The sequence below is a fragment of the Pseudoalteromonas sp. S3785 genome (assembly GCF_005887365.1).
Taxonomy (GTDB): Bacteria; Pseudomonadota; Gammaproteobacteria; order Enterobacterales; family Alteromonadaceae; genus Pseudoalteromonas.
The window spans coordinates 23,903-36,946 of sequence record NZ_PNCT01000057.1 but is presented as its reverse complement, the minus strand read 5'-3'; the positions used below and the strand labels follow the sequence as shown (position 1 = coordinate 36,946).

Annotated in this window: 13 protein-coding genes; 3 read left to right on the top strand and 10 right to left on the bottom strand. The window is 39.8% G+C overall.

Annotation, left to right across the window (positions count from 1 at the left end):
• A partial coding sequence (locus CWC17_RS19825; protein WP_502704918.1) for an HvfA family oxazolone/thioamide-modified RiPP metallophore occupies window positions 1–177 on the bottom strand: 177 nt, incomplete at its 3' end.
• A gap of 227 nt (window positions 178–404) precedes the next feature.
• Between CWC17_RS19825 and CWC17_RS15025 the strand changes: the two genes are divergently transcribed.
• Both CWC17_RS15025 and CWC17_RS15020 read left to right on the top strand, forming a co-directional pair.
• A complete protein-coding gene (locus CWC17_RS15025; protein WP_138541794.1) occupies window positions 405–1,385 on the top strand; it encodes a tRNA-dihydrouridine synthase in 981 nt (326 codons plus the stop codon).
• Window positions 1,386–1,442: 57 nt separating this feature from the next.
• On the top strand, window positions 1,443–1,775 hold the full coding sequence (locus CWC17_RS15020; protein ID WP_138541795.1) for a TraR/DksA C4-type zinc finger protein: 333 nt from the start codon (window positions 1,443–1,445) through the stop codon (window positions 1,773–1,775).
• A gap of 4 nt (window positions 1,776–1,779) precedes the next feature.
• On the opposite strand, the gene CWC17_RS15015 is transcribed toward CWC17_RS15020, so the two are convergent.
• The 9 genes from CWC17_RS15015 to pyrC form a co-directional block, all read right to left on the bottom strand.
• A complete protein-coding gene (locus CWC17_RS15015; RefSeq protein WP_138613792.1) occupies window positions 1,780–2,823 on the bottom strand; it encodes a hypothetical protein in 1,044 nt (347 codons plus the stop codon).
• Between the two features lie 63 nt (window positions 2,824–2,886).
• On the bottom strand, window positions 2,887–4,146 hold the full coding sequence (locus CWC17_RS15010) for a tetratricopeptide repeat protein (RefSeq protein WP_055016587.1): 1,260 nt from the start codon (window positions 4,144–4,146) through the stop codon (window positions 2,887–2,889).
• A gap of 11 nt (window positions 4,147–4,157) precedes the next feature.
• Window positions 4,158–4,772 carry an energy transducer TonB gene (locus tag CWC17_RS15005; RefSeq protein WP_004588133.1) on the bottom strand — a complete coding sequence of 205 codons (615 nt, stop codon included), beginning with the start codon at window positions 4,770–4,772 and terminating at the stop codon, window positions 4,158–4,160.
• A complete protein-coding gene (locus CWC17_RS15000; protein WP_004588134.1) occupies window positions 4,772–5,176 on the bottom strand; it encodes an ExbD/TolR family protein in 405 nt (134 codons plus the stop codon). Before CWC17_RS15000 ends, CWC17_RS15005 begins: the two co-directional genes overlap by 1 nt.
• A gap of 14 nt (window positions 5,177–5,190) precedes the next feature.
• Window positions 5,191–5,715 carry a MotA/TolQ/ExbB proton channel family protein gene (locus CWC17_RS14995; RefSeq protein ID WP_004588135.1) on the bottom strand — a complete coding sequence of 175 codons (525 nt, stop codon included), beginning with the start codon at window positions 5,713–5,715 and terminating at the stop codon, window positions 5,191–5,193.
• Window positions 5,715–7,079: a MotA/TolQ/ExbB proton channel family protein gene (locus tag CWC17_RS14990; protein WP_004588136.1), complete on the bottom strand. Its 1,365-nt coding sequence runs from the start codon at window positions 7,077–7,079 to the stop codon at window positions 5,715–5,717. Before CWC17_RS14990 ends, CWC17_RS14995 begins: the two co-directional genes overlap by 1 nt.
• Before the next feature lie 7 nt (window positions 7,080–7,086).
• Window positions 7,087–7,857 carry a DUF3450 domain-containing protein gene (locus CWC17_RS14985; RefSeq protein ID WP_004588137.1) on the bottom strand — a complete coding sequence of 257 codons (771 nt, stop codon included), beginning with the start codon at window positions 7,855–7,857 and terminating at the stop codon, window positions 7,087–7,089.
• 838 nt (window positions 7,858–8,695) lie between these two features.
• Complete coding sequence (locus CWC17_RS14980) at window positions 8,696–8,899, bottom strand: cold-shock protein (RefSeq protein ID WP_004588138.1); 204 nt, start codon at window positions 8,897–8,899, stop codon at window positions 8,696–8,698.
• A 464-nt stretch (window positions 8,900–9,363) separates the two neighbouring features.
• Window positions 9,364–10,413, bottom strand: a complete 1,050-nt coding sequence (gene pyrC / locus CWC17_RS14975; RefSeq protein WP_055016586.1) for a dihydroorotase — start codon at window positions 10,411–10,413, stop codon at window positions 9,364–9,366.
• Between the two features lie 213 nt (window positions 10,414–10,626).
• Between pyrC and CWC17_RS14970 the strand changes: the two genes are divergently transcribed.
• Complete coding sequence (locus tag CWC17_RS14970; RefSeq protein ID WP_138613790.1) at window positions 10,627–12,996, top strand: EAL domain-containing protein; 2,370 nt, start codon at window positions 10,627–10,629, stop codon at window positions 12,994–12,996.
• Window positions 12,997–13,044 lie beyond the last annotated feature (48 nt).

The following is a 13,044-nucleotide window of genomic DNA, read 5'->3' as shown; positions in this document are numbered from 1 at the left end:
TTGGCCGCCACACTTGCCTTCACCGCACTTACCTTCTGCCGCATCAAGCTGGTATCCGGTCACTAGCTGTTGAAATTCAAATGGGTTTGCTTGTGCATCTGCAGAGGCAAAACTTGCAGAGCCAACAACTACTGCACCTAAGGTTAACGCGATTGAGTTTTTCTTTACTGTATTCATTGCATGACTCTCTTATATAAGTGTGTATTAAGATAACGCAAACTAATTATTGTCAATTATGCGTTGCTTGTATAATTAAATAGACCCGCTAACAGATAAAAACTTTCATTTATTTTCATTTTTTTTACTTTTAAATATATACAAACAAATATGGATAGTAATTTAAGTTTTATCAAACCACATTTTGCGGGTACACTACGCATCCGTTTTTTCAGTCAAAATACTCTATGAAACTTGTTTTAGCGCCTATGGAAGGTGTTGTTGATTTTAAAATGCGCCAACTTCTTACCGATATTGGTGGCTTTGACTTATGCGTAACAGAATTTGTTAGAGTGATTGATAGGCGTTTACCTGCAAAAGTGTTTTATCGCTATTGCCCTGAACTCAATAATAACGGTTTAACCAAAGCAGGTACTCCTGTGCGCGTACAGCTATTAGGACAAGTGGCAGACGTTTTAGCTGAAAATGCCGTCAGAGCGATTGATTTAGGCTCCCACGGTATAGATCTTAATTTTGGCTGCCCTGCAAAAACGGTTAATAAAAGCCGCGGGGGAGCTGTACTGCTTAAAGACCCTGATCATATGTATGACATAATCAAAGCGGTAAGGGATGCGGTAGATAGTAAACACCAAGTAAGTGCAAAAATACGATTAGGCTTTGACGATGATAGTAACAGCCAGGAAATTGTAGATGCCGTTGTAAGTGCCGGAGCAGATAGTATTGCTATACATGCACGTACCAAGCGCGATGGTTATAACCCACCTGCATACTGGGAAAAAATCCCCCCGCTGATAAAAGGAAAAAACATCGCAGTGGTTGCCAACGGTGAAATTTGGCAAGTGGAAGATGCTCTACTTTGCCAAACCCGAAGTCAGTGTAGCGATTTAATGCTAGGACGCGGTGCACTTTCTCACCCTGATTTAGCGAAAAAAATTAAAGCACACGTTAATAATGAACAATATAACGGCCTAGAGTGGGAACATATAATTTATCATTTGATTCATTCAGCTGTTCATCAGGATCCTGCACAAGATGAAAAATACTTTGCCTCCCGTACTAAGCAATGGCTAGGTTACCTTAAACGTCAATACCCTCAAGCCATTTCACTCTTTGATGAAATAAGACGTCTAAAAGTAAAAGGAGAGGTCGCGCAGGTTTTAAAAAAATACGCTAAGTCTCCGCAACTTGATTCAAATCATAACGTATAATCAGCACAGCTCAGATAATACCGGTATAACGAAACGCTAAATGAAGGTTATACCAATATGCTTTATCAGCAACAACTGCACAGTGAAATAGCTCACGTTAAATCAGCCATATTAGCAATGCTGAATCAGTCTTCCCACCCTGCTCATCTTAAGCTACGTAACGTTATACTGACAAGCCAGTACAATGAATGGCTTGATACTGCCACTTATAACTTAGGCCCTGAGTATCAAACCTTAGTGAATAGATTGGCAAAATTGGAAGCAGCAATAAGCCAGATTGATATTGGTCAATACGGTTATTGCTGCGACTGCGAAGAAGCAATTGCAGAGCACTTGCTTAAACAAGACCCTGCAACACAGCGCTGTGAAATGTGCGCTAAGCGCACATAAGCACTTAAAGCGTTAATAATTGCCCAGCAAAACTAAAAGCGTGGCCAGGATAAAGTACACTATCTTCAACTAAATACTGCGCGTTGCGCTCTGAAATAGCTAACCGTTTTACTAAGTTCACTTTTGCCTGAGATAAAGTCCATGCATGGTAGTGTATACCGACATCGGTTTCCATTAGCGCAAGCATTAGCCTCTTATCTTCGGGACTTAGCTGGCTATTTTTAGCCATAGCGGGCAACAGCATGTAATCAGTTTGCCAATCAATCCCTTTTACTTTTGGCGCCTTGCTTAAATATTGGCTAATAAACGAAGTACTATGATGCTCGTTATAGCTCAAATTAGGTGCAGTGTGTGAGTTCATTTGAAGATGCTGATTGATAGTATCAACCCATTGCAAAGGCGACTTAACTGCCCCACTGAAGTAATTTAGTTTACTTTGATACCATTCACTGCCATTAGCAAGTCCACGTAAGCCAATGCTGCCCCTTGGTTTGTACTGAGCCAAGTAATCATGAAACTCGACAATCTGAGCTTTTAAACCGTTTGCGTTAGCGTGTTTTAATAATGCCGTTTGTAAGTAACCCTGCAGGAGGTTTAATTCAATCTTGTTTAATCTCAAATTGCTTTGCAGCGCACTGTCTAATTGATCTTGAGTGAACTTAAGCCACTCAATTACCTGTTTAGAATTAGTACTTTGCATTTTCGCTGATAATAGATTGTCCAACACATTAACATGTGCTGGCCAGCTGAAAAAGCGCTCAGGAAAACGCTCGGCAATAATTAAGTAATTTAGCTGCTGCGTTTGCGCGTTTGAAAGAGTCATTGTTTGTAGGCGCTGATACATCTGATGACGAAGCGATAAATACGCTGAGGAAAAAGGCAATACTTGTTCAGTGGATACCCCTGCAGCGCCGACAGGCTTAAGCGCCGTATTTAAACTTTTGATACTTTGCTGCGCAGCATCATAAGATTCAAAAGGCAGTGGTTGTTTTGAACAAGCAACCAAAAACAGACCCAATAGGGCAGACAAAAGATGCGTTTTATTCATTATAAATTCCAATAAAAAAAGCCCCATAGGGGCTTTTTATATAATTGCTAAAACAAATTAAAGTTAAATTTTAACACCGTTGCGAGCGGCTTTATCTTTAATAAATGTAGACCAACCTTTAGCAAACTTACGTGTGCGTGGGTCATCCATTGCTTTAGTAATAGCAGCATAAGCTTGCTTGTATTTAGCTTGGTAGTAATACGCTTCAGCTAAATCTGAATAAATGGTGCCTTTTTTGTCAGAGCCTAGCTCTAACGCTTTGTTCAAACGAACAACAGCAGCACTAAAGTTTTCAGATTGTAAAAGTAACGAACCTGCTTTGCGGTAAAGCTCTGCATCGTCGTCAAATTTAGCAGCTTCTTCGTAGTACTTTGCAGCTTTTTCGATGTCTTTAGAACGGTGGTAGTTACTAGCAATTGCGTTAACATTTTGCTTAGTACGCTTAACTTTGTCTTCTTTAATCGCATTTTCAAGGGTTTTAGCCGCTTTAAATGGAATTTCGTTTAAAGAGTAAAAGTTAGAAAGTACTTTGTAATCTACTTCCGCTTCAAAATAGCCATTTTTAAATGCTACTTCCATGGTCGCTAGACCTTTGGCGTAGTCTTCGGTTTGTAGGTAATATTTACCTAAACTAACCCAGGCTTTTTTGTCATCTGGCCAAACTCGTACAATCTCTTCACCAATTTTCACCATGTTGGCGTAGTCTTTAAGTTCAAAGTAAGAACCTAATTTCAATTGGTAAGGCGCCTTGTTAGGCTCCTTTTGTAATGAGATTGCCTTGTCGGCAGGTTCAAAAACATCACGAAACTGACCTAACTGATAGTTAGCTTGCGCAATACGAGTGTACACTTTAGGGTCTTCTTCGCCGGTGAAGTCCATCCAAGCAGTATAAGCTTTTTTGGCTTCTTGAAACTTTTCAGTACCTGCGTATAAATCACCTAATAGCTTTAATGTTTGCTCGTGATCTGCGAAGTTTAAAATATCAGGGGCAACCGCTTGTCTAGAGTATTTAATCGCTTCATCGTACTTCTCTTTTTGCGCGTACATGCTACCTAGGTAACGATTTACAGTCGCTTTATCAAAGTCGTTAGATGCGTCAATCTCTTTTAACAAGGCAATTGCTTCATCAATTTTGTCTTCATTGTACAAGTCAAACGCTTTAATTACCTTTTTACCAGTACGCTCGCCCATGATTTTAGTCTTGGCTTTTTTACGCTCTTCAATTTTAGCGTAATCCGGCGCTGCTAATACAGGTGCAGTAATAGCTGCACCTGACACAGACATAAGAATTGCAAGAGCAGTTACTTTAGATAAATTTCTCATTACTCGCCTCCTTAGCCTTGGTTAAGTTTAAAGTCTAGTTGAACTTGTAAACCAACTTGTTTCTGTGGTTTACCGTCAATAATTTTAGGACGGTATTTCCACTTGCGCAGTGCACGTTTAGCTTCACGGTCAAAGATACGTTTCGGTTCTGCGTCAATAACTTGAACGTCAGTTACGCCACCTAACTCATCAATTGTGAACGAAAGTTGTACCCAACCTTCTTTACCATCACGCGCTGCTTGCGTTGGATATTTTGGTTCAATACGAACGATAGGTGTCGCATCACCATCTCGTCCAAATGCACCTGGACCACTTAGTCCACCAGCCGAACTTCCTACATCAATGCTACCCATGTTAAATGACATAGCACCAGGGTTAGGATTGTTATTCTCCGGCTGTGGCGGCTGCGGTTTAGGCGGCTGCTTTGGCGGTGGCGGAGGCGGAGGCGGAACACGCTTCCTCTCCTGCACCTTAGATTCAGGCGGATTCGTCATTATTTCGACTATGATCTGCTCTTTTTGTTCAGTATTACGGTCAGCCCCACCAGAGATGAGGTAAGCCATGAAGTAGAACAAGCCGAAAGTAACTGCCCCACCTGCAATCAGTGAAAACAGAAAACGAATCATTACTGATCTCCAGCTATTGAAATTCTCAGGTTATCACCTGTCGCTTTGATCTGGTCCATAACTTTAACCACTACGCCGTGTTTTGCTTCTTTATCAGCTTGCAAAATCACAACATCAGTAGGTTGTTCTGCTAATAAACTTTCGATTTTTGCTGAAACACGTTCAACATCAACTTGCTGTTTATCAATCCAGATAGCACCATCACTGCGAATAGCAACAAAAATGTTAGCATTTTTTTGCTTCGTAGCTTGGGCCGCTTTAGGTTTATTGACCTCGATACCAGCCTCTTTAACGAACGATGTAGTTACGATAAAGAAAATAAGCATGATAAATACGATGTCAAGCATTGGCGTCATATCTACCGCTGCTTCTTCTTCTTCACGAAAACGTTGTTTACGTGCCATATTTAATTCTCTCTCTAGTGATGAGGCATGCTATCTACAAGTTTGGCTTTCACCATTCTCGCTCTTGCCTCAAGGCGTGAGCTAAAGAAAACTCCAGATAGTGCCGCAACCATTCCAGCCATTGTTGGGATTGTTGCCATTGAAATACCTGATGCCATTAAACGTGCATTACCAGTACCTTGGGTTGCCATGGTTTCAAAAACCGCGATCATACCCGTTACAGTTCCAAGTAAGCCTATTAAAGGACAAACAGCTACTAATGTTTTAATCAACAACATACGCTGATCTAATTTTTCAGACGCTTCAGAAATCCATGCTTCACGGATTCTGTGTGCGTACCAAGACGTAGTGTCTTGGCGGGCATCCCACTTTGCTACAATATCCTTCGTTAAACGAGGAAATTCAGCAAGTAGGAACCAATAGCGCTCAATCATTAAAACCCACATAAGAAAGAGTGCTATCGCGACCACGTATAATACCTGGCCGCCTGTGCCAACAAAATCCCTGATAGATTCCCATATCTCCATCAGGACTAGCATTAGGCTTTCTCCTTCTCCGCGTGAGTAGCAACGATACCCGCGCTTTGCTCATCAAGGATATGTAATACTGACTTACTACGACCTGCAACAATTGAATGAAGTAGGATAAGTGGTAGTGCAGCAATTAGACCTAGCGCTGTAGTTACAAGAGCTAGAGAGATGTTACCAGCCATGATCTTCGGATCGCCCGTACCGAACAATGTGATTGTTTGGAACGTTAAGATCATACCGATTACTGTACCTAGTAGACCAAGTAACGGTGCGATTGCAGCAAGAATCTTGATGATGTTGATACCAGCTTCAACACGTGGCGTTTCACGTAAGATAGCTTCATCAAGTTTAAGCTCAAGGTTTTCAACGTCTTGGCTCTTGTTGTCATGGTACACTTTAAGAATACGACCCAGTGGGTTGTTTGTATTCGGTGTAGACAAGTTTTTAAGCTGAGACTTGATCTTAGAAGTAGTAAGCGCTAAGTCAACGAAACGTACTAAGAAGATTAGTAGACCAACAGCTAATAAAACCGTGATGATGTAACCAACTTCAGCACCTTGCTCGTAGTATTCCATAAGCGTTTTCTTCTGCGTGTTGATACGTAAGATTGCACCACGAGTCGGGTCAATGTATACGCCAGCGTAATTATCAGAAGAAGTACCTTCAAGAGCAGAGATACCATCTAAAATGTAGCTATCAGGTTGTTTACCTAAAGGCTGAATAGATTTTGTCTCTGGCGAGTAGATTAAGTAACCTTCGTCAGTAACTAAGTTAAAGTTACCAATACGTGTTACTTGCTTAACTGTAGAGTTACCGTCAAGACCTGACACTTCAGTTTCAAAAGTAGAAACTTTTGCTGACTCAGTCATTTCTGTTTGAAGTGCAATCCAAAGTTCTTCAAGTTCACGAACTGTTGGAAGTTCTTTAGCAGCTGCTAATGAACGAAGTACTTCTGCACGGCCTGGCTTTTCAGCACTTACTAATGAAGCTTCGATAGAACCGATAGCGTCTTGCGCTGCACGACGTACAACACCAAACATTTCACCAAGAGTACCTTGTGCGTTTTGAAGCGCTTGCTCTTTTTCAGCTAATGTATTTTCGTTTTGTGCATATTGCTTAGCTAAGCTGTCACCGCGTGCTTTTTCAGACGCTAATTGGCTTTTCGCTTTGTTAAGTAATGCTTGCTTGTCAGCACGTTCTGATAAGAACTCTTGCTCACGTTGCTTATTGATTTTACCTTCAGAGATACGTTCTTGCTTTACTTGCTCAAGAATTTTATCTAAAGCATCAGTATTTGCATGTGCATTAAGCGCGGTACCTGCAGAAACAGATAGTACTGCTGCAACAGCAAAACCTTTAAATAGTTTCTTCATTATTCGATTACTCCGCGCCAAAGATTGGTAGTTTAACAAGTTCTAGTGTCGCTTGCTTACGCGCCATACGAATCACTTCTTTAACTGGTTTTAGGTATTCTTCACCTAATTCTTTCCACTCTTTAGTGTTGTTGTCCCACACCCAAGCGTGTTTTAAGTCAAAAGATTGTGCTACGTAAGTGATACGACCTAAACGACCGATATCAACGTTAATGTTTTTACCATCAACTTCTAAAGTACCTTGAGAAGCAGTTACAGCTGAGCTGTAAGCAGTTTCAACTGTGTATGCTTCAAGAACTTGGCGGAATTTCTCAGACGTCGTTACAGACGCAGAAGCCATGATTTCACGAAGTCTTTCTACACGAGCAAGACGAGAATCAAGATTGAACGGAACGTCCGCTTTGATGAATTGCTCAAGCGTATCGATCATGCGATACATCAAAGGCACAACGTTTTGTTTAGTGTTATCAATAGTAGCGATTTGACGGTCAAACGATTCGATTGATGCATTTTGGTCAGCGACCAAACGTGCTACGTGATCGTTGTACACTTTCATAAGTTCAGTCTCATCAACAATACTACGGTACTCAGCGATTAGCTCTTGAGTTTGACCGTATACGTTGTCAATTTTAGTTTGAGACTTAACAGCAGCCTTTTGAATTTGCTGACCTGCTTTTTGCACGTCATTCAAAGGATCTGCAATCACATTGCTGCTTGCAAATGCAAAAGCGCCAACCAACGCAGATGCTACAAGACTCTTTCTGATTTTAACAGACATAGTTCCCAACCAATTAAGTAATGTTACTTTTATAATTTAATTATCAACCTGATTAAGGATGACAACCCTGATATCTTTTAATAGATATCAACCCTCCAATAATGCTAAATGCAATACGCCCTGTCAACTTGATGTTAGCTATTCTAAGTAAATAAATACCGTGAAAAAGCTAAAACTAAAGTACCATAAAAAATACCGTTAACATAAATGTAACCACCACCAAGCTGCCTTAGTATTATATAGCCCCTTTAAAATTAAACACTAGTTAAAAATTAGACACTTACGCGAAACAAAAATGCAACATCTTAACTAAACTGAATTACACCTTAAAAAAAAACAAAAATAATAAATATGTGACAAATTAATGAACTAAATTTAATTAAATTAGGCTAAAAATACAGCTTATCTTATAAATCCTACGCTTTATCGTATAAAAATAAGGCTATTTAAAAGCCCTTGTGGCGTATGTATAAATATTACTGCAAATAAGTTAATAAGCTTTAATTATTCTTATCCAAAGTAAAACGCTATTAAAGCCCCTACAACGGCCGTTATTTTACAGTTTGTTGAGACATAGTGTGTATTGTTTAATTTTGATGAGAGTGCGTTGGCTGCAACTCGCTAATGTATTAAACAGCGCCGTTGTTCAAAGAAGAGTTAGCTATTAATTAGGAAAAACTAAGCATGTTTAATGTAGAAACTATTAAGAGAGGTAAACTGCAAAACTAAATGCTTTACTGTAGAGCGAGAGTGAAAACTAAGAAGGGGAATTTTTTTAAGAATTATGGTGAAACAGAAAACTGCTTCACCAAGATGAACTAAGGTTCACATAATTAAATTATGCTACTTCTACGTTCTCAGCTTCAGGGCCTTTTTGGCCTTGTTTGATGCTGAAAGTCACTGCTTGACCTTCGCTAAGAGTGCGAAAACCAGAACCAGTGATTGCGCTGAAATGTACAAACACGTCAGGACCATTTTCTTGTTCAATGAAACCAAAGCCTTTAGCTTCGTTGAAAAATTTTACTTTACCAGTAACCGACATACTAAATTTTCCTGTAAGTCAATAATTAAAATTCAGCCATATTATTATGGCTATATCCTCCCTGAGTCAGTGCCCAAAATTCTGGAGGTATAGTACAGGAACAAGTTTTAACCTAACCGGTAACCTTAAACGCAGCACAATATCCGTAAATTCAATACGCAAAAACTCAAAGCAAGTTAAGGTTAACACATTAATATTTTTTTGGCTCTATTAATTGAGATTTATTTGCTAAGAACAAAGATAATTAAAGAGATAAACATAAGTGGTTATTTTTAAAGCTTAAATTGCTTAATAAACAGTAAATTTTTAACTTGTAATTGTAACAAATCGTGTTTGGGTAGTCAGCTTTGCAAATAAAGAGAGTTGCAAGTAGCGTTAAGACAGAGTGCAAAGGCTAAATTACAAGCAAAAAAAGGCCGTACAGCAAGCTATACGGCCTTATTATAATATACATTTAATGTACTTTATTTAACCTGCCAGTCAATTGTAGCTTCTGCCTTAATAGGCACAACTTTCGAGTCACCAAGAGTATAGCTAGCTGGTACTTGCCAAGGACTTTTCTCCAAGGTGATAGTATCGGTGTTACGAGCAAGGCCGTAAAAGTCAGGGCCAAAATGACTTGCAAATCCTTCCAGTTTATCCAGCGCCCCTGCTTCTTCAAAAGCCTCTGCGTAAAGCTCAATAGCAGCATGGGCTGTATAGGCGCCAGCACAACCACAAGCAGCTTCTTTTTTATCTTTATAATGTGGTGCTGAGTCAGTGCCTAAGAAGAACTTTTTATTACCACTTACCGCAGCAGCCATTAAAGCTTGTTGATGAATATTACGCTTTAAAATAGGTAAACAGTAATAATGTGGGCGTATGCCACCTGCTAACATATGGTTACGGTTATACAATAAGTGATGCGCGGTAATCGTTGCGGCTACATTTTGTGGAGCGGCTGTTACAAAATCAACAGCATCTTTTGTTGTAATGTGTTCTAGCACTATTTTTAGATTTGGAAAGTCCGCTACAACATCGCCTAAAATTGTCTCTAAAAATACTTTTTCACGGTCAAAAATATCTATTGATGAATCAGTCACCTCGCCATGCACTAATAATAGCATGCCCACTTCTTGCATCGCTTCTAGTACAGGATAAATATTCTTTACTGAGGTAACCCCTGAGTCTGAGTTAGTGGTTGCCCCAGCAGGGTAAAGCTTTGCAGCAACAATTTTACCAGTTGCTTTGGCTTTTTTGATTTCTTCAGGTGTGGTTTTATCAGTTAGATAAAGCACCATTAGCGGTTCAAAGTTGCCTTGCGGCCCCGCTGCCATAATTCGCTCTCGATATGCTAGCGCTAAATCTGTGCTGGTTGCTGGCGGTACTAGGTTTGGCATTATGATGGCGCGGCCCATGTAGCGGCTAATATCGCGTACTGTATCTTTAAGTTGCTCACCATCGCGTAAATGGACATGCCAATCATCAGGACGAGTTATGGTTAATGTGTTTTTTAAATTACTATTAATGCTCATTACTTTTTTCCACGGCTGAATTTATCCGATCATAGGCATATGGGAAGATCTAGTAAAGTGTTATCTAATTTATTCCCTTCTTTGAGGCTGCAAAATACGATTGAGTTTAAGTTTAACGACGAATACCGCCATTTAAGCGTTTTATTTTGAACCTGCCTTAAATTTGGGTTAACTTATCACTGCTAATACAAATAAAAAGAATAAAAATACCTTATGTCGAATCACCTCGATACTTATAAAGCGCTCGAAATTAAAACCGAGCAGCTAAGCATAATCAATCAGTTCTCTTCTAGCTTATTACAGCTCGATACCTTAGAAGAATTATTTGAGTATGTAACCACTCAAGTAGTTAACCGCCTCGGGTTTGTTGATTGCGTGATTTACCTGGCTGATGAAACGCGCCTGCTGCTCAATCAAGTTGCCTCGATGGGGATAACTCATTCGCGAGACAAGTACCAAGCGGAGCGCAAAATAATTGGCTTTAACGAAGGTATAACCGGTTATGTAGCCCGTACGGGCACCGCTATTATTATTGGTGACGTAACGCAAGACCCCCGCTACATTGCTGATGAGCGCCCTGCCCAGTCAGAGCTGTGCGTGCCACTTATATACAAAGATCAGGTTTTAGGGGTGATTGATTGTGAACACCCAATAAAAAACTATTTCACGAACGCCCACTTGGAAATTTTAACCACGGTTGCGCATTTGCTCAGTGCAAAACTAAATCAAGTAAACACAGTTAATAGCTTAAAGCACACAGTAAATCAGTTAAACGACGCCCAAAAGCTTGAAAACAGCTTACTACAAATAGCTAATTTAACGTATAAAGCCAGTAACCTAGATACCTTTTTTGAATCACTCCACAACATAATAAATAGCTTACTGCCAGCCGATAACTTTTTTATTGCTCTTTACGATAAGCAAATAGACATACTCGATTTGGTTTACATTGTTGAAGAAGGCATACAAACACATGCACATAAAAAAATATCAAAAGAACAATTAAAAGATACAGCTTCGTATTATTTATTAAAATCAGACAGTGCGCTGCTATTAAACCAAAACGATTATCAGCAACATATAGACAATGGCGACTTTAAACTTGTAGGTCGTCTTTCGGAATCTTGGCTAGGTGTACCTTTTAAAGCGAATGATAGGATAAGCGGTGTAATCGTTGTTCAAAGTTACGATAAAAAGTTGCACTATAGCGAGCACGACAGTGCCCTTTTAACCTACGTAAGTAGGCAAATTAGTATGGCCATAGATAGGCAGCTTGCAAGGCAAGAGCTTGAACACAAAGCGTTGCACGATGAGTTAACAGGGCTTGCTAATCGCTCGTTACTTATTGAGCGTATTAAACATGCTATTTTGCGTTTATCACGTGTTAAAAAAGGCACGAGCCATGCCTTGCTTTATTTAGATTTTGATCGATTTAAAAGTATAAATGATTCGCTTGGTCATGAGGTTGGCGATCATTTTTTAATTAAAATTTGTGAGCTCATAAAAGGCACCGTCAGAAACACCGATACATTTGCACGACTCGGTGGCGACGAATTTGCCATTTTTATGGAAAATATCACCCACCGAAACCAGGTTAGCGAAGCACTAAAACGAATAAATACAGCGCTTGCTAAGCCACTAAATGTTGATAGTCACTTATTACAAGCATCAACCAGCATTGGCATAGCCTTTAGTGAAAGCAGCGACGATAAAGCCTATTTGCTATTACAGCAAGCCGATGCCGCTATGTACGAAGCTAAATCAAGCGGGCGTGGCCAGGTTAAGTTTTTTAATAACACCATGCGTAAAAAGCTCAAAACACATGCTGATATAGAAAACGACTTACAACACGGCATTGAACACAACGAATTTGAGCTTTATTTTCAACCTATTTTTACTATAGCGACAAGCGAAGTTGTCGGCTTTGAGGCATTAGTGAGATGGCACCATCCTAAAAAAGGGTTTGTGCCACCCAATGAGTTTATTCCGATTGCCGAAACCACCGGGCAAATTATTAACCTCGATTTGCACTTGCTTGACCTCGCTGCACAACACATTGCGCACTGGCACACATTAGGGCATCGCTTTTTAAAAGTAACAGTCAATGTATCGTCGCGTCACTTTGCTAGCCTCGACTTTGTTGCCCAAGTTCACGCATTGTATAATAAATACCAGCTGCCTTTAGGATCGTTGTGTTTAGAAATCACTGAATCAGGGCTTATTGCTAACCTTGATTTAGCAACGCAAATAATAGAAGGGCTTGCCCCACTTAAAGTGAAATTATGCTTAGATGATTTTGGCACCGGTTACTCAGCGCTTGGTTACTTACACCAATTACCTATCCATATTTTAAAAATAGATAAAAGCTTTATCGATCACCTCAATAAAACCAATAACCCGTTAGTCGAGGCCATTCTCTCACTAGCGCAATCATTAAATTTTGAAGTCGTGGCCGAGGGAATCGAAACCCAAGAGCAACTCACTATTTTACAAGGCACTCAATGTAATTACGGACAAGGCTTTTTAAAGTCAAAACCGGTTACAGCACAACGCGCTATTCAACTTATCAATAAACCCCTGTAGTAGCTGTTATCCAAAGGCTTACTTTTTCACATCCAAAAAGTGTAAAAA